Origin of the sequence: Arthrobacter sp. MYb221 (assembly GCF_002979835.1) — a bacterium.
Lineage (GTDB): Bacteria > Actinomycetota > Actinomycetes > Actinomycetales > Micrococcaceae > Glutamicibacter.
The window spans coordinates 231,639-251,075 of the sequence record NZ_PCPW01000003.1 but is presented as its reverse complement, the minus strand read 5'-3'; the positions used below and the strand labels follow the sequence as shown (position 1 = coordinate 251,075).

The following is a 19,437-nucleotide window of genomic DNA, read 5'->3' as shown; positions in this document are numbered from 1 at the left end:
ATGGGGGAAAACACCAAGGTTGTCGAGTTGCCAGCCAGCCCGGAGAAGAAACGACGCAAGCTGCTCATTGTCATCGCCGCAAGCATTGTGGCGCTGAGCATCGCGGCGGTATTGATTCTCAGCTTTTCGCCGCTGCTTGCCGCCAAGAAGATTGAGGTGGCCGGAAGCAAGCTGGTCAGCGAGAAGAAGCTGCTCGAAGCGCTGGCGCCGCTGGAAGGAGTGCCGCTGCCGCGGATCTCCGAATCGCGTGTCGCAGAGCTTATCGGCGATCAGCCAGCCGTGGACGAGATTGTGGTGCGTGCGAAAATGCCCGACACGCTAGTCGTCGAAGTGGTGGAGGCCGAGCCTGTGGCGATCCTGGTGGAGGGGAAAAATTCCTATATCGTCTCCTCTACCGGAGAGAAGCTGAAAAAAGTCGGAGAGAAGGACAAGACCAAACTTCCTCGGGTGAAGGCCTCGGATCAAACCAAAGACCCGGAACAGTTTCAGCTGTTGACCGGGATCCTGAGCACGGTGGAGCCCAACGTGCTCAAGCAGGTCTCCACCGCTACGCTGACCCAGGCCGGTTTCATGGAACTCGCCTTGCCGAAGAAGCGAACTCTGATCTGGGGAGACGGGGCGAAAGCCGCACTTAAAAATGAAGTTGCGAAGATTTTCCTCGATGAACTAAAAGAAAATCCGAAGATGGCCAAGGTCATCGACGTGACCAATCCAGAAAACCCGGTGACGTATTAAGTCGTTCGCCACGGGCGAGGGATGAACATTCTCAAGGTAAATTCTGGAAAGATAGGTTTCAATAGGCGACACGCCACGGCGGTCGTTGCAGAAAGCCAGCATGGCTCATAGCGTTCTTAATAGCGATAGCTTGACAGAAACTTAACCTTAAGGCAAAAGGTCAAGGTTTCGCGCATGAATCGTGAAATATGTAGCACATCTAACAAGGGAAGCGGGACGTGGCAGCTCCACAGAATTACCTCGCGGTCATTAAAGTCGTCGGAATCGGCGGTGGCGGTGTAAACGCAGTCAATCGAATGATCGAAGTCGGTCTCAAGGGCGTTGAATTCATCGCCATCAATACCGATGCGCAGGCTCTACTCATGAGTGATGCCGACGTTAAGCTCGACGTAGGACGCGAACTTACTCGCGGTCTCGGCGCTGGCGCGAACCCTGATGTGGGACGCCAGGCAGCCGAAGACCACGTAGAAGAGATCGAAGACGTCCTCCGCGGCGCCGACATGGTCTTCGTGACCGCCGGCGAAGGCGGTGGCACCGGTACCGGTGGCGCGCCCGTCGTGGCACGAATCGCCCGCGGATTGGGCGCACTGACCATCGGCGTCGTTACCCGCCCATTCACCTTCGAAGGTCGCCGCCGCGCAAACTCGGCCGAAAATGGCATCGAGGCACTACGCGACGAAGTCGATACTCTGATCGTCATCCCGAACGACCGACTGCTGTCCATCTCGGACCGCAACGTTTCCGTTCTGGACGCATTCCGCCAAGCAGACCAGGTTCTGCTTTCCGGTGTTCAGGGCATCACCGACTTGATCACTACCTCGGGTCTGATCAACCTCGACTTCGCCGACGTGAAGTCCGTTATGCAGGGTGCCGGCTCGGCACTTATGGGTATCGGCTCGGCACGTGGCGAGGATCGTGCGGTCAAGGCCGCGGAACTAGCAATCGCTTCGCCGTTGCTGGAAGCATCCATTGACGGTGCGCACGGCGTCCTGCTCTCCATTCAGGGTGGCTCGGATCTCGGTTTGTTTGAGATCAACGAGGCAGCTCGTCTGGTTCAGGAAGTCGCGCACCCAGAAGCCAATATCATCTTCGGTGCCGTCATCGACGACGCCTTGGGTGACGAAGCTCGAGTCACGGTAATTGCTGCCGGCTTTGACGAGCCGGACGTAACCAGCAAGCCGATGGCTCCGCTGGTTTCAAAGCCAGCGGCCAGCCGTCAGGCACAGGAGCAGCAGCCTGTTCCAGCTGCGGTGGCCCCTGAAGCAACACCAGCTCCGGCGGCTGCTGCTCCAGAAGCAAAGCCAGCGGCAGCGGAGCAGAACAACTCCTTCCAGGATCTTCCAGACGTTGTCGACTCGGACCTTAACGGTTCGAACGATGACCTGGACGTTCCGGACTTCCTAAAGTAAAAACAGCGACAAGCTGAGCAGTGCTACATTTCGCGTCGAACCTCGATTCGAGTATCCAACTGGCATTTACCACGCAAGCCGAGGGAAACCTGGCCTTGCATGTAAACGATGACCCCCACTTAGTAGGGGAGCATCGGGCCAAGCTGGAAGACTCGATCGGGGTTCGCCGTTTTTCATTGCACTTCATGAACCAAATCCATTCCACCGTGGCGGTGCACATTGCCCCAGGCCTGCGAACCTCATGGAATGAACCCGAGGCGCCGACCTGCGATGCGCTCATTGACCCTACCGGTCGCGAGGCCCTGGCCGTCATGGTCGCCGATTGCCTGCCCGTCCTTTTTGTTGCACGAGACAAGCGCAATGATCGGACTTTCACCGCCGCGGCCCATGCCGGGCGTCGAGGGCTTCTGGGTGGGATTCTGACGCGTACCGTCGACGAACTGCGGCAATTGGGTGCAGATGCGGTCGAGGCCGTCATCGGTCCGGCCATTTGCGGGCGCTGCTATGAAGTCCCTGAAGCGATGGCGGCCGAATCCGAGCTTGCGCGACCGGGGATACGATCCAGCACTAGCTGGGGAACTCCCGCTCTCGATCTGCCAGTTTCGGCCGAGCAGGAACTCTCAGCCCTTGGTGTTACGGTACAGCAAAGCGGAATTTGCACCTTAGAGGATGAGAGATTCTTCTCCTACCGAAGAACTCCGCAAGCGGGTCGATTGGCTGGCCTGATATGGCCGAAAGCCTAGCCTTGCGCGACACACCGCGCAAAAAAATTCGAATGAGCGATGCCTGTCGATTGCCGTGCGGTAGCGTCAGAGTAGCGGAATGATGCACCTGCGGGTGCATGCACGGGACAACTGAGGAGAAATATCGTGGCTGACGGACTACGTAAGGCAATGGTCTATCTCGGCTTGGCGGATGCTGTTGAGCAGAGCGAGGCCGAAATGGACAACTCAGAACCTAGGACCCAGGTGCGGGCCGTAGAAGATGCTGCCCCGCAGCGTCCTTCCGAAGCTCCGCGCCCGCAGCCGGTAGTCAAGTCGGTTGCCCCGCATTCCGTAGCCAAAGAACCAGAGAACGAATACCGTGCTCCGGTCACACCGATAAAGCGTGCCCCTTCAGTACGGGATGAGGATTCCGAATTGCGTCAAATTACTACCGTTCACCCGCGTTCTTACAACGATGCCAAGATCATCGGTGAGAACTTCCGTGACGGAATCCCGGTGATTATGAATGTCACCGATATGGGAGAAACCGATGCTAAGCGCCTGGTCGACTTCTCGGCTGGCCTAGTCTTCGCACTCCACGGCTCCATCGAGCGAGTCACGAATAAAGTATTCCTGCTCTCCCCGGCCACTGTGGAAGTACTGGGTGAAGACCGTAAACAGTCCGAAGCTCAGGCGACCTTCTTCAACCAGAGCTAAGCTGCAGGAGCGAGCGCGTAAACATGGTGTTCGGGATTATTTATTTCCTGCTAGCTGTCTTGCAGATTCTGCTAATAATGCGAATTGTGTTGGACATAACTGAAAGTTTTGCACGGCATTGGCGCCCGAAAGGGATCGCGCTAGTGGCCGCAACAGCAATCGTCACTATTACCGACCCGCCGTTGCGTTGGTTGAGACGCAGGATTAAGCCATTGGATATCGGTGGAATCCGGCTTGACTTGTCATTTTTGATCCTGTTTATCGTCGTAATGATTGTCAAATCGATCATTAGTGGCGTAGGTTACAGTACAGGGATCTGAGCAGGTATTTCGTAGAAGAATACGAGGATCTGGCTGGATCCTAAACTGTAAAATTCAATAGAAAAAGAGCTGTCCCGGCAGTTCGATTTCGTAATTAGTGTCCGAATCGTTATATCCTTTAGGAAATAGTGCTCCGACTTCACCGGTCGCGACACTGAATGAACGGTAAGTGTTTCGCTAGACATCAACGGTCGAGCGGAAATGATCCCAGTATTGAGGTGACCCAATGGCTTTGACGCCAGAAGACGTAGTCAATAAGCGGTTTCAGCCGACCAAGTTCCGTGAAGGCTACGACCAAGACGAGGTAGATGACTTCCTCGACGAGATCGTTGTGGAGCTGCGTCGCCTGACCGGTGAGAACGAAGAGCTGCGCCGCCGCTTGGCAGCGCAAGGCGGGGACACCAGCGTCTCGGCCAAGGAACAGTCCGTTCCAGCTCCCGTGGCCGCCGCTCCAGCTGCGAAACCAGCTGAAGAAAAGAAGGCTGAAACCAAGCCGGAAGAGCCAAAGAAGGTCGAGACCCCAGCAGCTGCACCAGCGGCCGAGGCCAAGAAGGCCGAAGCTCCGGTTGCTGCAGCCAAGGTCGAGGACAAGAAGGACGCGGCTCCTGGAGCCAACGCCGTTCCTGCTGCCGCTCCTCGCACCGAGTCCGCAGAATCTGCAGCCAACGTGCTTTCGATGGCACAGCGACTGCACGATGAATACGTTGCCTCCGGTGTTGAGCAGCGTGACAAGATCATCTCGGAAGCTAAGACCGAAGCGAACTCGCTGGTTACCTCTGCAGAAGAGAAGAGCCGCAAGACTCTCTCCGCACTGGAACAGCAGAAGTCAGTACTTGAGCGCAAGCTTGAGCAGCTGCGTGGCTTCGAGCGTGACTACCGTGCACGTCTGAAGACTTACATCGAAGGACAGCTCCGCGACCTTGAGTCGCAGGGTTCCATCGATAACGCAACCAAGTCCAACTAGTCCCTTACGGGTTTGATGGCTTGAACTAAATATCAGTACAGTTGACGGTGGTGCTCGGGATTGTCCGGCGCCACCGTTGATGTTTAAAGGGAATTAATGGGTAATAGTTTGAGTGCTTCACAACCGAGAAGTGCTGCTGCGGCCAAGCGCTTCACCGGCATCGGGCTGGTCATCGCCTTGATCGCGCTGGTCTTGGACCAGGCGGTCAAGATTCTCGTGGAGAGGAATATGGAACTCGGCGAATCCTTCGTGGTCATCCCGAATTTCTTGGATATCCATTACATTCTCAACCCCGGGGCCGCCTTCTCCATGGGCGAAGACTTCACGATCATCTTTGCCATCTTGCAAGCGGCGGTCGTGGTCTACGTGATCTACCTGCTCTTGCGCAAGGTCGCGGTACGCTCCTGGGCGATCACCCTGGGATGTCTGCTCGGTGGGGTCGCGGGAAACCTGACCGACCGAATCTTCCGCGAGCCGGCCTTTGGCTTCGGGCATGTAGTTGACATGTTCTCTGTCCAAAACTTTGCCATCTTCAACGTCGCGGACTCGTTCATCGTCTGCTCGATGATCGTGGTTGCGCTGATGCTGATCCGCGGGAGAAATCTGGATGGCACCATCGGCGATGCGCCAACTAAGAAAATGAACGACGGGGACGACGAAAGCACGGAGCCCACAGCATGAGCGGTACCGACACCACCGAGATCCACGAACTACTCGTCGCCCCTGAAGACGCAGGGCAACGCCTGGACGTCCATATCTCCAAGGCCCTGGAAATCCCGCGCACCCTGGCCAAGTCCCTGTGCAAAGATTCGATGGTTGAAGTCAACGGACGGATTGTCACCAAGCCGCTTAAGCTCCAAGTGGGGGACAAGCTGCACGTGACCATCCCACCCCAGGCCGATCCATTAGAAATTAGAGTAATAGCCGTGGAAGATCTGAAGATTATTGCCGACGAAGATGACTATGTGGTCATCGACAAGCCGGTAGGCGTCGCGGCGCATCCCTCGCCCGGTTGGGTCGGCCCGACAGTTGTCGGCGCGCTGATGGCCGAGGGATATAACATCTCAACCTCCGGCGCGTCAGAACGCCAGGGCATCGTGCATCGGCTCGACGTCGGCACCAGTGGCCTGATGGTGGTGGCCAAGTCCGAACGCGCCTACACCGCGCTCAAGCGTGCCTTCAAGGAACGTACTCCGAAAAAGGTCTACCACGCGGTGGTCCAGGGACTGCCGGATCCCCTTGAAGGAACCATCGACGCGCCCATCGGCCGCCACCCGGGACACGACTGGAAATTTGCGGTACTCGAAGGCGGACGTGATTCGGTGACCCATTACGAAATGCTTGAGGCCTTCGGGCGGGCAAGCTTGGTCGAAGTGCAATTGGAAACCGGCCGAACCCACCAGATTCGCGTGCACTTCTCAGCCTTCGGCCACCCCTGCGTCGGCGACCAAACTTATGGTGCGGACCCGAAGTTCAGTGCCGCCCTGGGACTGACCCGCCAATGGCTACATGCCAAGCGTCTGGGATTCAACCATCCTGTCACCGATCAATGGGTCGAGTACGAAAGCGAATATCCGCACGACCTGTCGGGTGCATTGGAGCTACTGCGCGAGGGAACTTACTAGATCCCACGCTACTTGCTATGAGAGCTCCCACAGCGGGTGGGGCAGTGGACGAAATTCGTTGCGTGAATCGCTAGACTGGTTCAGTGAGCGCGACACGTGACGGATTTGTCCATCTGCATACCCATACCGAATACTCCATGCTGGACGGAGCAGCCCGGCTAGGCGAGCTATTCGAAGAAGCCAATCGGCAAGGCATGGAAGCCATGGCCATCACCGACCATGGATACCTCTTTGGCGCCTTTGATTTCTGGAAACGGGCGACCGACGCCGGCGTCAAGCCAATTATCGGCGTAGAAGCCTATGTCACCCCGGGCACCGCCCGTGATGACAAGACCCGTGTGAAATGGCGTACCGACGAATCGCAAAAAGGCGACGACGTTTCCGGCGGTGGCCTGTACAACCACATGACCTTGCTGTCCTATAACAACAAGGGCATGGACAACCTGTTCAAGGGTTCCTCCAGAGCCTCATTGGACTCGGTGTTCGGCAAGTACCCGCGCTGGGACCGCGAACTGCTCAACGAGCATTCCGAGGGCCTGATTGCGACCACCGGTTGCCCCTCCGGGGAGGTGCAGACCAAGCTTCGCCTCGGGCAATACGACGCGGCCAAGGCTGCCGCGGCGGAGCTCCAGGACCTGTTCGGCAAGGAAAACTATTACTGCGAGATCATGGACCACGGTCTGGAGATTGAACGCAGGATCACCAAGGACCTGTTGCGCCTGGCCCGCGAGCTGAGCATCCCCTTGGTGGCGACCAACGACCTGCACTACACCCATGAAGCTGATTCGAAAGCGCACGAGGCGCTGCTTGCCATCAACTCGGGTTCCACGCTCGATGAACCGACCTATGACCAGGGTGGCAGCCGCTTCGCATTCTCCGGTTCCGGTTACTACCTCAAGAGCGCGCGCGAAATGCGCGAGCTGTTCAAGGAACATCCAGAAGCCTGCGACAACACCCTTGAAATCGCAGATCGCGTTGATCTCACCTTTGACACCAACGCGAACTACATGCCGAAGTTCCCTTGTCCTCCGGGAGAAGATGAGACCAGCTGGCTGATCAAGGAAGTCGACAAGGGGATGCACTACAGGTATCCCAATGGCGTTCCGGACGCTTCGCGCCGGCAGGCGGACTATGAGCTGGACGTCATCATCAAGATGGGCTTTCCTGGCTACTTCCTCGTCGTGGCGGACTTCATCAACTGGTCCAAGGACAACGGCATCCGTGTCGGTCCGGGCCGTGGCTCCGGTGCCGGTTCCATGGTTGCCTATGCCATGCGTATTACCGACCTAGACCCGCTGGTGCACGGGCTGATCTTCGAGCGCTTCTTGAACCCGGAACGTGTGTCCATGCCCGACTTCGACGTCGACTTCGATGATCGCCGCCGCGCGGAGGTCATCAAGTACGTGACCGAAAAGTACGGCGACGAACGTGTCTCCATGATCGTGACCTATGGTTCGATCAAGACCAAACAAGCGCTGAAGGACTCCTCACGCGTGCTTGGCTACCCATTTAGCATGGGTGAAACCTTGACCAAGGCATTGCCTCCGGCGGTGATGGCCAAGGACATTCCGCTCAACGACATTGAGAATCCGGATTCGAAGCGCTATTCCGAAGCCGGGGACTTCCGCAACCTGGTGGCGAATGACCCGGAAGCCGCGCGTGTCTTCGAGACCGCGAAGGGCCTGGAAGGGCTGAAGCGCCAGTGGGGTGTACACGCCGCCGGCGTCATCATGAGCTCGGATCCGATTATTGACGTGATCCCGATTATGCGCCGTTTTCAGGATGGCCAAGTCATCACCCAGTTCGACTACCCGACCTGCGAAGGTTTGGGGCTGATCAAGATGGACTTCCTGGGGTTGCGCAACCTCACCATCATTTCCGACGCGCTGGAGAACATTCAGTACAACACCGGGAACGAGATCAACCTCGAGGTGTTGACCTTGGAAGATCCCGCGGCCTACCAGCTGCTGGCCCGCGGTGATACCCTCGGCGTGTTCCAGCTCGACGGTGGCCCGATGCGTTCGCTGCTGAAAATGATGCGTCCGGATAACTTCGAAGACATTTCGGCAGTCATCGCCCTGTACCGTCCGGGTCCAATGGGCGCGAACTCGCACACCAATTATGCATTGCGTAAAACCGGGTTGCAGGACGTTACTCCGATCCACCCGGAACTCGAAGAACCGCTTGCGGATATTCTCGGCGGGACCTACGGCCTGATCGTGTATCAGGAGCAGGTTATGGCGATCGCGCAGAAGCTGGCCGGCTACTCGCTGGGCCAGGCAGATATTCTGCGCCGCGCCATGGGCAAGAAGAAGAAGTCCGAACTGGATAAGCAGTTCGCCGGCTTTAAAAAGGGCATGAACGACAGCGGGTATTCCGACGCCGCAGTGAAAACCCTGTGGGACATTCTGCTGCCCTTCTCCGACTATGCCTTTAATAAGGCCCACTCGGCAGCCTACGGTGTGGTCTCCTACTGGACCGCCTACCTCAAGGCTCACTACCCGGCCGAATACATGGCCGCCTTGCTCACCAGCGTCGGCGACGACAAGGATAAGCTCGCGCTGTACCTGAACGAATGCCGCCACATCGGCATCACCGTGCTGCCGCCTGATGTCAACGAATCGGCCTTGAACTTTACCCCTGTGGGCAAGGACATCCGCTTCGGCATGGGCGCCATCCGAAACGTCGGCGCCAACGCCGTGGCTGGCATGGTCGAAGCGCGCACCGAAAAGGGAGCCTACCGGGACTTCAGCGACTTCCTGAGCAAGGTTCCGGCGGTGGTATGCAACAAGCGCACCATCGAATCCTTGATCAAGGCCGGTGCTTTCGACTCGATGGAGCACCCGCGCCGTGCGCTGGTGGCTATCCACGAAGAAGCAGTGGACTCGGTCATCCAGCTCAAGCGCAATGAGGCCGCGAACCAGTTCGACCTGTTCAGCGCGCTGGATACCTCCGATGTTTCGGACGCGATGACGGTGGCCGTCCCCGACCTCCCCGACTGGGAGAAGAAGGAAAAGCTCGCTTACGAACGGGATATGCTCGGCCTTTACGTCTCGGACCACCCTTTGCAGGGACTGGGCTCTGCCCTGGACCAGTACGCGGATATGCCGGTCACCAGCGTGCTTTCGGATGAAGGGCCCTCCGATGGGCACGTCATTTCGATTGCAGGCATGATCAGCGGGCTGCAGCGGCGCATTGCCAAGAAATCCGGCAATCCCTACGCGCGGTGTGAGATCGAAGACCTCTCGGGCTCCATGGAAGTCATGTTCTTCGGGCAGGCCTATCAGCCGATCGCCGAGATCCTGGCCGATGACCTGATCGTGGTCATCAAGGGCCGCGTGCAGCGCCGCGATGATGGTTCGATTACGCTCAACGCCCAAGAAATGATGATTCCGGAACTCTCCGATGCCTCTGGCACCGGACCGGTGGTCATCGGGATTCCGACGCATAAGGCCACCGAATCGCTGATCCAAAAGCTCGGTGACGTGCTGCGTACCCACAATGGCAATACCGAGGTACGGGTGAAACTCACCGGCAGCCGGGGAACCTCCTTGATGCGGCTAGGGATGAACTTCAGGGTCAATCCGAACCCCGCATTGTTCGGAGACCTCAAGGTACTGCTGGGCCCTGCCTGTTTGGACGTGTAGCAACTTCCAGAGGCGTATGACCGGGTTGGGTAACCAAAGGAAAGCTAACCCGGTCACAGGCGTTAAACTAGGAGCGTGACTTCAAACCCAGATACAGTCTTTTCCGAACTCGCGACCATCGATTGGCGTGGAGAGAAACTCAACCGTGCTCAGCTCAAGGCCAAACTGCCGCGACCTGAAGTGAACTCGCAGACCGCCGCCGAGGTGGTCCAGCAGATCATCGAGGACGTGCGCGAGCATGGCATGAAGACGTTGAAGGACCTCGCGAAGCGATTCGACAAGGTTGATCTGGAGCATACCCGGGTACCCCAGGGCGAACTCGATCGTGCCCTGGACGAGCTAGACCCGCAGGTCCGGCTGGCTCTGGAAGAGTCGATCAGCCGCGCGCGAGTCTTCGCCGCAGCGCAGCTGCCGCAGGATGCAAATGTGAGCTATGGCCACGGCGGCACCGTGACGCAGCGCTGGGTGCCGGTGCGCCGCGTCGGACTATATGTTCCCGGAGGACTGGCCGTCTATCCCTCCTCGGTGATCATGAACACCGTCCCGGCGCAGGCGGCAGGCGTCTCCTCGCTGGCGTTGGCCAGCCCTCCGCAACGTGACTTCGGAGGACTGCCGCACCCAACGATCCTTGCCGCGGCGAAGCTGCTGGGCATTACCGAGGTGCACGCCATGGGAGGTGCGCAAGCCGTCGCGGCCTTCGCCTACGGCGTCGAAGTCCCCGGAGACCAGCGCGGAGATATCGAACCGGTAGATGTCATCTCAGGTCCGGGCAATGTCTTCGTCGCGACCGCTAAGCGCCTGGTCAAGGGAGTAGTGGGAATCGATGCGGAAGCCGGACCCACCGAAATTGCGATCCTCGCCGATCACCGGGCCAACGCGGCCTTCGTCGCCGCGGACATGATTTCGCAGGCCGAACACGATGCGAATGCGGCGGCCGTACTGGTCACCGACTCGCCGGAGCTAGCTGTCGCTGTGCGCGCCGAACTTGCCACGCAGGTGGCCGCAACAAAACACACCGAACGCGTGCAGCAGGCTTTGGCAGGTACGCAATCGGCGATCATCCTGGTCGATGACCTGGAGCAGGGGATCGACGTATGCAATGCGTATGCGGCCGAACACCTCGAGGTGCTGACCCAAGACGCCGCCGCGATTGCCGCGCGGATCAATGCTGCCGGGGCGATCTTCGTAGGTGAGTACGCTCCGGTGTCGCTGGGAGATTACTGCGCCGGGTCAAACCACGTGCTTCCTACCAGCGGTACCGCCCTGCATGCCTCGGGGCTGAATGTGAACACCTTCTTGAAGGCCATCCAGGTGATCGACTACGGCAAGCGCGCGCTCGCTGAGGTAGCCGCTCACGTGATCAATCTGGCCAATGCGGAGGACCTTCCAGCGCACGGCGATGCAGTCGCGGTCCGTCAGGCGCTTTAGAAGCTAAACTATTAGGTGACGTGTGTGGATTTCTGTACGCCGTAGGCCTCGGTAGACACCACGGTCGCAAAAAGTTGGAGGTGCCATGAATTGCCCTTATTGTCGCAACGCAGATTCGCGTGTGGTCGATAGCCGAGTCGCCGACGATGGCGTGTCCATTCGACGCCGTCGTCAATGCACCGAGTGTTCGCGCCGTTTCACCACCACGGAAACCGCTTCGCTGAGCGTTTTGAAGCAGTCCGGTGCCGTGGAGCCATTCTCGCGCCACAAGGTCATCAATGGCGTGCGCAAGGCTTGCCAAGGACGCCCCGTGACCGATCACGATCTGGCCATCCTGGCTCAAGAGGTTGAGGAAGCGGTCCGGACTTCCGGGGCCGCAGAAATCCCGGCCCATCAGGTTGGGCTGGCGATTCTCGAGCCGCTGTCGCGCCTGGACGAAGTCGCTTATCTGCGTTTCGCTAGCGTTTATCACAATTTCCAGTCGCTCACGGATTTCGAAACTGCGATCGCGAAGCTGCGCGACCGCCGGGCCAAGACCCCGCAGGGAAACCAGCGTCCGCTTACCGCAGACTAGTGGCCAACGCTTCCCAGCCGTAGGCAGATAGTTTCAAGGCCGGGCCCCGAACCATGACGGTTCGGGGCCCGGCCTTGTTCCTTGCCGACAATCGAGTATTCGAGCCGCTACGGAAGGGTGAGAATCTCGGCGCCGTCGTTGGTGACCAGCAGGGTGTGCTCGAACTGTGCGGTGCGCTTCTTGTCGCGCGTGGTCACCGTCCAGTCATCGGCCCACATATCCCATTCAATGGTGCCCAGGGTCAGCATCGGCTCGATGGTGAAGACCATGCCAGGCTCGATCAAGGTATCGTAGGCCGGCGCCGCATCGTAGTGCGGAATGATCAGCCCGGTGTGGAATGCCTCGCCGACCCCGTGGCCGGTGAAATCACGGACCACGCCATAGCCAAAGCGCTTGGCGTAGCTTTCGATGATGCGCCCGATGACGTTGATTTCACGCCCCGGCATCACTGCCTTGATCGCCCGCTTCAAGGACATTTCGGTGCGTTCCACCAAAAGCCGGGATTCTTCGTCAACGTCGCCCACGAGGAACGTTGCATTGTTATCCCCGTGCACCCCGCCGATGTACGCGGTGATATCGATGTTGATGATGTCGCCATCCTGCAACACGGTGCTGTCCGGGATGCCGTGGCAGATGACCTCATTGAGCGAGGAGCAGAGCGACTTGGGGAATTCCCGATAGCCGAGAGTCGATGGGTAGGCGTTGTGATCCATCAAGAATTCGTGACCCAGACGATCAAGCGCATCTGTGGTCACGCCCGGCTGGCAGGCCTTGCCAACTTCGGCCAGCGCTTGGGCCGCGATCCGTGAGGCAATGCGGATTCGCTCGATCACTTCAGGACTTTTAACTTCCGAGGCCGTGCTTTTTGCCGGTTCTTTCTTGCCCACATATTCGGGTCGTTCGATATGCGCCGGGACGAAGAGCTCCGGTGAGATCGTGCCAGGGGTCAGGGTTCCAAGTGGTGCAGTTGCGACAGTAGCCATATAAACATTCTAGCTAAGGGGCTAGCCCAACATCGCGTTTCTGAAGCCACCGATGTGCGTGAGATTGAGCTAGCGTGGAGTCAGCAACAGCAAACGAACCTAGGAGCTGACCGTGAGCCAGAGCGCCACCCCCGGTGAAGGCAAATATTGGTACAACGTATCGACCGGCGGAATCGAGAAGGGACCGCAGTCCGACTGGACCCAGCTTCTCGGCCCCTACGATACCGAGGACGAGGCACGCAACGCGATGTCCAAGGTGCAGGCCCGCAACGAAGCCTGGGATGCCGAAGACGAAGAGGACGAATAACCAGCTGGACCCGGGTGCAGGGAAATTGATTCCTTGCACCCGGGTCCAATGTGGTGGCCGTGGAACTTGTTAGTCCTTGAATTCGTACTCGGCCGAGGGGAATGCGCCGCTCACCACGTCCCGGTGGTACTCGCTGACGGCCGTGGAAATCACCGAGCGAAGATCGGCGTACTTCTTCACGAATCGCGGGGTGCGGTGGGCACCCAGCCCGAGGAGGTCCTGCCAGACAAGTACCTGACCGGTGGTCGCGTTTCCCGCGCCGATGCCAATGGTTGGCACCCGCAGGGCCGCATCGACCTTGCCCGCCACAGGGCTTGGCACCATTTCCATGAGGACCGCAAAAGCTCCGGCACGCTCTAGCGCCTGGGCATCCGCGATCATCTCCGCGGCGGCGTCTCCGCGTCCTTGAACACGGTAGCCGCCCAGGGCATGCTCGGATTGCGGGGTGAATCCGATATGTCCGATGACCGGAACTCCGGCAAGCACCATCGCTTGAACATGCTCGGCGAACTGATGGCCGCCTTCAACCTTCACGGCCTGGGCGCCGCCCTCCTTCATGAGCCGAACCGCGCTGGCTACCGCTTGCTGCGGGGACTGCTCGTAGGAGCCAAATGGGAGATCGGCTACGACCAGAGCGCGCTTGGCACCATTGGCAACGGCCTTGGTGAACACGATCATTTCGTCCACGGTAATAGGCAAGGTGGAGTCGTAGCCGACAACGGTGTTGGCGGCTGAGTCGCCTACCAGAAGCAGCTCGATGCCTGCCTGGTCGAAGATCTCGGCCATCATGACGTCATATGCGGTTAACATGGCGAATTTTTCGCCATGCTCTTTTGCCTGCTGTAAATGGTGAACCCTAATGCGGGAAGGACCTTTGTCAGGGTCGGAAAGATATGGTTGGGGCATAGAAAAACCTTATCGCACTTGGACCCAGCGGTGCGTGGCAGAGTTTGAGGCTCAAAACGTATAGTCTTGCATCAGGTTGTTTAACTCCCGGCTGTGATCAGTGCCGGAATCAAAGATTTTGAGGCGGTGAATTATGGATCGTCAGCAGGAATTCGTGCTGCGCACCATTGAAGAACGTGATGTTCGGTTCGTGCGTATGTGGTTTACCGACGTCGTCGGTTCCTTGAAGTCTGTAGCGTTGGCCCCGGCCGAAGTTGAAGACGCCTTCGAAGAGGGCTTGGGTTTTGATGGCTCGTCGATCGACGGGCTGTCGCGCATCTCCGAATCAGATATGCTTCTGCAGCCAGATCCGGCGACCTTCCAGATTCTGCCATGGCGCGGCGAAGTCGAGCCCACCAGCCGCATGTTCTGCGACATCCTCACCCCCGAAGGCCAGCCTTCCAGCGCGGATCCTAGACAGGTGCTTAAACGCCAGCTGACCGAAGCGGCCGACATGGGATTCACCTGCTACACGCACCCTGAAATCGAGTTCTATCTGCTGGAGAACAGCAAGCTCGATGAGCAGGGCCGCCCGCAGCCGATAGACAATGGCGGCTACTTCGACCACGTGCCCGATGGTGTGGGCCAAGATTTCCGTCGCGCCTCGGTGACTACCCTGGAAGCCTTGGGGATTTCGGTCGAATTCTCGCACCATGAGACCGGGCCAGGGCAGAACGAAATTGATCTGCGCTATGCAGATGCACTGCAGACCGCCGACAATATTATGACCTTCCGCACCGTCATCAAGGAAATGGCCATGCAGAAGGGCATCCACGCCACCTTCATGCCCAAGCCGTTTTCGGACCAGCCAGGCAGCGGAATGCACACTCACTTCTCGCTGTTCGAGGGCGACGCGAATGCATTTTTCGAGGCCGGCCGCGAGTACCAGCTCTCCGACGTAGCTCGTTCATTCATCGCCGGCATTTTGCACCATGCGCCCGAGATGACCGCGATCACCAACCAGTACGTGAATTCCTACAAGCGACTCTGGGGCGGCGGTGAAGCTCCAAGCTACCGTTCGTGGGGCCACAACAACCGTTCCGCGTTGGTCCGCGTGCCGCTGTACAAGCCAGGCAAGGGACAAAGCGCCCGCGTGGAATACCGCGGCATCGATTCCGCCGCCAACCCCTACCTGGCCTACGCAACCCTGCTTGGCGCCGGGCTGAAGGGCATCCGTGAGGGATACGAACTGGAGGAGCCGACCGAGGACGATGTCTGGGCACTGTCCACCGCAGAACGCCGTGCCTCGGGCCACGTCCCGCTGCCTGGCACGCTGCACGATGCGCTGAAGGCTATGGAAGAATCCGAGCTGATGGCAGAGGTGCTTGGCGAACAGGTTTTCAACTCCTTCTTGGCCAATAAACGAGCCGAGTGGGAAGAGTACCGTCAGGTCATCACCCCCTACGAGCTCAACAAGTATCTGGGAATCCTCTAAGGAGTACGCCACGTCCACGACGTGGTGGCAAGTGGGAGACACACGAAGAATATGGCAGAAGTATCCTCACGGGCACTGATCAACGCTGGATTCAGCGATACCGAACGCGCCAAGAAGTTCCTTGAAGCAGAAGAACTGGCGAACGTTGATCCGGTTCTCATCGTGAGGATGATGGCGCACGCGCCAGATCCCGACCAGGCCCTTCTGCTGGCGCTCAGGCTCGTGGATCGTCATCCCGAAGCCGCAGAGATTTTCCGGGAGCCGGATACCTGCTTGGCAATGGTGCGCCTGCTTGGCGGCTCCTCGGCCCTGGGCGAGTTCTTGATCCGCTGCCCCGAGGCCTTGGCCGTAGTCAACCAGGCGCCGAGCACAACTTTTCGGCCAGTCGGTCTCGAATCCCTACGCAGTGCCATGCTCGACTCGGTCGGCGCCACGCGCACCGCCAACGAACACTGGATATCATCGTGCATTGGGGCCGAAGCACGGCAGAAATTACGTGCGAGTTACCGCAAGGCGCTGCTGTCTTTGGCGTACCGAGACCTTGGCGCCGCGGACCCGCAGGAAATTCTTCCCTTCGTCGCCGCCGAACTCGCTGATATGGCTGGTGCGGTGCTCGAAGGTGCACTGGCAATCGCACGCGCCGAAGCCTCCGAGCAGTACACCCCGGAAGATGTAGACAGCGTCAAGCTTTCCATCATCGGCATGGGCAAATGTGGTGCTCGGGAACTGAACTACATTTCAGATGTAGACGTGATCTATGTGCACGGCAGCACCCCGAACCTGGATGAGGACCTCGCATCGGCCATCGCCACCGTACTGTGCGGCAATACGGCCCGTGCAATTATGGTCCCTGGCCCCGAACCGATGCTCTGGGAAGTGGACGCGAACTTGCGTCCGGAAGGCAAGGACGGGGCGCTGACCCGGACTTTGTCGTCACATGAAGCCTATTACAACCGGTGGGCGCACTCCTGGGAGTTCCAAGCGCTGCTCAAGGCGCGAGCCATTGCCGGGGACCCGGAACTTGGACGTTCTTACGAGCGCATGGTCTCCCCGATGATCTGGTCCAGCTCGGAGCGCGAAGGCTTCGTTGAATCCGTGCAGTCCATGCGTCGGCGGGTGAGCGACCACATCGACAAGGAAGAAGTTCCTTGGCAAATCAAGTTGGGGCCTGGCGGACTGCGCGACGTGGAATTCACCGTGCAGCTTCTGCAATTGGTCCATGGACGCGTGGATCCCGAGATCCAGGTGCCGACGACTACGCTGGCGATACGGGCGATGAGCGAGATCGGCTACATCAGCCGCGAAGACGCGAGAAACTTTGACGAGTCTTACCGCTACCTGCGCCTGCTAGAACACCGAATCCAACTTAGCCAGCTGCGCCGTACGCACCTGATGCCACGCGTTGAGGGGGCACAACGGGTGCTGGCCCGGGCAGTGCGCGGAGCCGGTGACCTGCAGGCCACGAACCCCGAAAAGCTTTTGCGCCGGTGGAATGAGACCAAACGACTCGTTCGTTCGCTGCACGAACGCATCTTCTACCGCCCGCTGCTGGTCACCAGTTCGAATCTCTCGGCAGACCAGGTGCGCCTGACCCCGGAATCCGCTCAGGCACGCCTGCGTGCCCTGGGCTATCTGGATCCAAAGGCGGCGATGCGCCATATCGAGGCGCTGACCGGGGGAGTCTCGCGCCGGTCCTCGCTGCAGCGGCAACTGCTGCCGGTGCTCCTGGATTGGTTCGCCCGGGGCGTGGACCCGGACGCCGGCCTGTTGGGGTTCCGCAGACTCAGCGAGGCCTTAGGGAAGTCTCCGTGGTTCTTGGGCATGTTGCGTGATACCAATGCGGCGGCCGAGCGCTTGAGCCACCTGCTGTCAAACACACGGTTCTTGACCGATTTGCTGGCCAATGAGCCGGCGGCCGCCGCATGGCTGGGCTCGAACAGCGCGTTGGCACCGCAGACCTACCAGAGCCTGCAGCAACAGAACGCCTCGATCATCCAGCGCACCAAACAGCCCGAGGCGGCGATCCGGCAAATCCGTTTGGTGCGCCGTCGCGAGTTCTTGCGCGTTGCGCTGGCGGACGGAGCGGGTCTTCTGAACGTCTCGCAAGTCGGCGAGGCCCTGTCGAATATCGACGGAAACATGATCGATGGAATTTTGAAGGTGCTGCTCGCGGCGGACCAGCAAAAGCATGGAGTGCATGCGATCATCACCGTCATCGCCATGGGGCGGCAAGGTGGGGAGGAGATCGGCTACGGTTCAGACGCCGACGTGCTCTTCGTGCAGCGTCCCGTGGACGGCACCAGTGCCCAAGAATCTCAGGAACAGGCCTTGCGCGTGGTGACCGAGTTGACCTCCTGGAGCAATAAGCCGCTTAAACCGGCCATTCCTGCCGAAGTGAAACTTCAGGTCGATTCCGATCTGCGTCCCGAGGGGCGAGCCGGAATGCTGGTTCGTTCGCTTGACGCCTATGCCCAGTACTACGAACGTTGGGTGGAAGTCTGGGAACGCCAAGCTCTGCAACGTGCCCGCCCCTTTGCCGGCGATGCGCAACTTGCCGCGGACTTCATCCAGCTTATCGAGCCGGTACGCTACGGCCAGGGCCTCGACGAGGGCCAGATGAAGGACATTCGAAAGATCAAGGCTCGCGTCGAGTCCGAAAGACTGCCGCGCGGTGCCGATCCTAACCGGCATCTGAAACTTGGCCGGGGCTCGCTTTCCGACATCGAATGGCTAGTTCAGTTTTATCAACTGCGCTACGCGTGGAAACATCCATCGCTACGCACTCCGGCCACGCGCAAGGCATTGGATGCCATGGCCGGATTGGAGCTGATCAGCGAGGAGGAAGCCGAGCTCTTGGACTTCACCTGGTCCTTGGCGACACGGATTAGAAGCGCAGAAATTATTACCTCCGGGCGTTCTAGCGACGTGCTGCCACGCTCGGCGAGGGATATGGAGGCAGTGGCACGCTGGTGCGGCTACGAGGCCAATCAAGGTCCCGCGCTGGAAGAGGACTACCTGCGAGCCACCAGGCATTCGCGGGCAATCTTTGAACAGCTCTTCTACGGTTTTGAGGACTAATGGCGGGCTCGGACGCACCCGTTCCCGCGTCGTTGACGTCTCCCGAGAGCCAGATCTGGGAAGCCGGAGATTTTGGCCATCTGCGCTGGGAGAAAACGGTGCGGATTGGTTCGGGGGAGCGTCATTGGCGCTGGGCTTCGGAGCACGTGCTGCGCTGGGGGATCAAAACCCGCAGCGGATTTAGCGTGATTCCTGCGCTTCCTGTTGCCGTGGGACAGCGCCCGGTCATCAGGGTCAATTTGCCGGGGGCGAGGATCCTTGAACCCGTGGAAGTGATCACCGTGGTTGAAACGACTCAGCGAGTCGGCTTCGCTTATCGGACCTTGGCGGGGCATCCGGTTAGCGGCGAAGAGTGCTTTGTCATCGAACAACGTACGGGCGGAAACTTCCTCACGATCAGGTCATTGACCAGACCTTCCGACGTGCAGCCTTGGCGCGGACTGTTCCCCTTGCTCAGAGCCGCCCAACTGATTGCCCGCTACCGGTACTTCAAGGCGCTCAGAACGCCTGGCAGTTCGCGGGCGGGCGGCAGCAGAACGACCGGCTCTACCAATAGCCGGTGAATC

At 59.2% G+C, this 19,437-nt stretch carries 17 protein-coding genes; 15 read left to right on the top strand and 2 right to left on the bottom strand.

Annotation, left to right across the window (positions count from 1 at the left end; translation table 11 throughout):
- The 11 genes from CQ015_RS05685 (at window position 1) to nrdR (ending at window position 12,123) form a co-directional block, all read left to right on the top strand.
- Window positions 1-735: a cell division protein FtsQ/DivIB gene (locus CQ015_RS05685; protein ID WP_105552429.1), complete on the top strand. Its 735-nt coding sequence runs from the start codon at window positions 1-3 to the stop codon at window positions 733-735.
- A 218-nt stretch (window positions 736-953) separates the two neighbouring features.
- Window positions 954-2,144, top strand: coding sequence for a cell division protein FtsZ (gene ftsZ, locus CQ015_RS05680; protein ID WP_105552428.1), 1,191 nt, complete (start codon window positions 954-956; stop codon window positions 2,142-2,144).
- Window positions 2,145-2,164: 20 nt separating this feature from the next.
- On the top strand, window positions 2,165-2,887 hold the full coding sequence (locus CQ015_RS05675; protein WP_105552427.1) for a polyphenol oxidase family protein: 723 nt from the start codon (window positions 2,165-2,167) through the stop codon (window positions 2,885-2,887).
- A gap of 126 nt (window positions 2,888-3,013) precedes the next feature.
- Window positions 3,014-3,565 carry a cell division protein SepF gene (locus tag CQ015_RS05670; RefSeq protein WP_105552426.1) on the top strand — a complete coding sequence of 184 codons (552 nt, stop codon included), beginning with the start codon at window positions 3,014-3,016 and terminating at the stop codon, window positions 3,563-3,565.
- 23 nt (window positions 3,566-3,588) lie between these two features.
- A complete protein-coding gene (locus CQ015_RS05665) occupies window positions 3,589-3,885 on the top strand; it encodes a YggT family protein (RefSeq protein WP_096286481.1) in 297 nt (98 codons plus the stop codon).
- Window positions 3,886-4,111: 226 nt separating this feature from the next.
- The gene (locus tag CQ015_RS05660) at window positions 4,112-4,849 is read left to right on the top strand and encodes a DivIVA domain-containing protein (protein WP_105552425.1); all 738 of its coding nucleotides are present in this window, start codon (window positions 4,112-4,114) and stop codon (window positions 4,847-4,849) included.
- A gap of 108 nt (window positions 4,850-4,957) precedes the next feature.
- Window positions 4,958-5,530, top strand: a complete 573-nt coding sequence (gene lspA, locus CQ015_RS05655; RefSeq protein ID WP_258133469.1) for a signal peptidase II — start codon at window positions 4,958-4,960, stop codon at window positions 5,528-5,530.
- A complete protein-coding gene (locus tag CQ015_RS05650) occupies window positions 5,527-6,474 on the top strand; it encodes an RluA family pseudouridine synthase (RefSeq protein WP_105552423.1) in 948 nt (315 codons plus the stop codon). The genes lspA and CQ015_RS05650 overlap by 4 nt, the downstream gene beginning before the upstream one ends.
- A gap of 83 nt (window positions 6,475-6,557) precedes the next feature.
- Complete coding sequence (gene dnaE, locus CQ015_RS05645) at window positions 6,558-10,121, top strand: DNA polymerase III subunit alpha (RefSeq protein ID WP_105552422.1); 3,564 nt, start codon at window positions 6,558-6,560, stop codon at window positions 10,119-10,121.
- Window positions 10,122-10,196: 75 nt separating this feature from the next.
- Window positions 10,197-11,549 carry a histidinol dehydrogenase gene (hisD, locus tag CQ015_RS05640; RefSeq protein ID WP_105649566.1) on the top strand — a complete coding sequence of 451 codons (1,353 nt, stop codon included), beginning with the start codon at window positions 10,197-10,199 and terminating at the stop codon, window positions 11,547-11,549.
- Between the two features lie 85 nt (window positions 11,550-11,634).
- Window positions 11,635-12,123, top strand: coding sequence for a transcriptional regulator NrdR (gene nrdR / locus CQ015_RS05635; RefSeq protein ID WP_096286469.1), 489 nt, complete (start codon window positions 11,635-11,637; stop codon window positions 12,121-12,123).
- Between the two features lie 107 nt (window positions 12,124-12,230).
- Here the strand turns inward: nrdR and map are convergent, their stop codons facing one another.
- Window positions 12,231-13,106, bottom strand: coding sequence for a type I methionyl aminopeptidase (gene map / locus CQ015_RS05630; protein ID WP_096286467.1), 876 nt, complete (start codon window positions 13,104-13,106; stop codon window positions 12,231-12,233).
- Between the two features lie 112 nt (window positions 13,107-13,218).
- Between map and CQ015_RS05625 the strand changes: the two genes are divergently transcribed.
- A complete protein-coding gene (locus CQ015_RS05625) occupies window positions 13,219-13,413 on the top strand; it encodes a hypothetical protein (protein WP_105552420.1) in 195 nt (64 codons plus the stop codon).
- 69 nt (window positions 13,414-13,482) lie between these two features.
- Here the strand turns inward: CQ015_RS05625 and panB are convergent, their stop codons facing one another.
- Entirely contained in the window at window positions 13,483-14,319 is an 837-nt protein-coding gene (gene panB, locus CQ015_RS05620; protein WP_105552419.1) for a 3-methyl-2-oxobutanoate hydroxymethyltransferase, read from the bottom strand.
- A gap of 133 nt (window positions 14,320-14,452) precedes the next feature.
- On the opposite strand from panB, the gene glnA reads away from it, so the two are divergent.
- Genes glnA through CQ015_RS05605 form a run of 3 tightly spaced genes read left to right on the top strand, consistent with a single transcriptional unit; the run spans window position 14,453 to window position 19,434 of the window.
- Window positions 14,453-15,793, top strand: coding sequence for a type I glutamate--ammonia ligase (glnA, locus tag CQ015_RS05615; protein ID WP_105552418.1), 1,341 nt, complete (start codon window positions 14,453-14,455; stop codon window positions 15,791-15,793).
- A 51-nt stretch (window positions 15,794-15,844) separates the two neighbouring features.
- Entirely contained in the window at window positions 15,845-18,871 is a 3,027-nt protein-coding gene (locus CQ015_RS05610; RefSeq protein ID WP_105568876.1) for a bifunctional [glutamine synthetase] adenylyltransferase/[glutamine synthetase]-adenylyl-L-tyrosine phosphorylase, read from the top strand.
- Window positions 18,871-19,434, top strand: coding sequence for a DUF1990 family protein (locus CQ015_RS05605; RefSeq protein ID WP_105568877.1), 564 nt, complete (start codon window positions 18,871-18,873; stop codon window positions 19,432-19,434). The genes CQ015_RS05610 and CQ015_RS05605 overlap by 1 nt, the downstream gene beginning before the upstream one ends.
- Window positions 19,435-19,437: the final 3 nt, after the last annotated feature.

Excerpts from the sequence above, each read along its gene's own strand:
- CQ015_RS05650 (WP_105552423.1), top strand. The coding sequence starts at position 5,527 with ATGAGCGGTACCGACACCACCGAGATCCACGAACTACTCGTCGCCCCT.
- CQ015_RS05665 (WP_096286481.1), top strand. The coding sequence starts at position 3,589 with ATGGTGTTCGGGATTATTTATTTCCTGCTAGCTGTCTTGCAGATTCTG.
- CQ015_RS05610 (WP_105568876.1), top strand. The coding sequence starts at position 15,845 with ATGGCAGAAGTATCCTCACGGGCACTGATCAACGCTGGATTCAGCGAT.
- map (WP_096286467.1), bottom strand. The coding sequence starts at position 13,106 with ATGGCTACTGTCGCAACTGCACCACTTGGAACCCTGACCCCTGGCACG.
- nrdR (WP_096286469.1), top strand. The coding sequence starts at position 11,635 with ATGAATTGCCCTTATTGTCGCAACGCAGATTCGCGTGTGGTCGATAGC.
- CQ015_RS05660 (WP_105552425.1), top strand. The coding sequence starts at position 4,112 with ATGGCTTTGACGCCAGAAGACGTAGTCAATAAGCGGTTTCAGCCGACC.
- glnA (WP_105552418.1), top strand. The coding sequence starts at position 14,453 with ATGGATCGTCAGCAGGAATTCGTGCTGCGCACCATTGAAGAACGTGAT.
- CQ015_RS05685 (WP_105552429.1), top strand. The coding sequence starts at position 1 with ATGGGGGAAAACACCAAGGTTGTCGAGTTGCCAGCCAGCCCGGAGAAG.
- panB (WP_105552419.1), bottom strand. The coding sequence starts at position 14,319 with ATGCCCCAACCATATCTTTCCGACCCTGACAAAGGTCCTTCCCGCATT.
- CQ015_RS05605 (WP_105568877.1), top strand. The coding sequence starts at position 18,871 with ATGGCGGGCTCGGACGCACCCGTTCCCGCGTCGTTGACGTCTCCCGAG.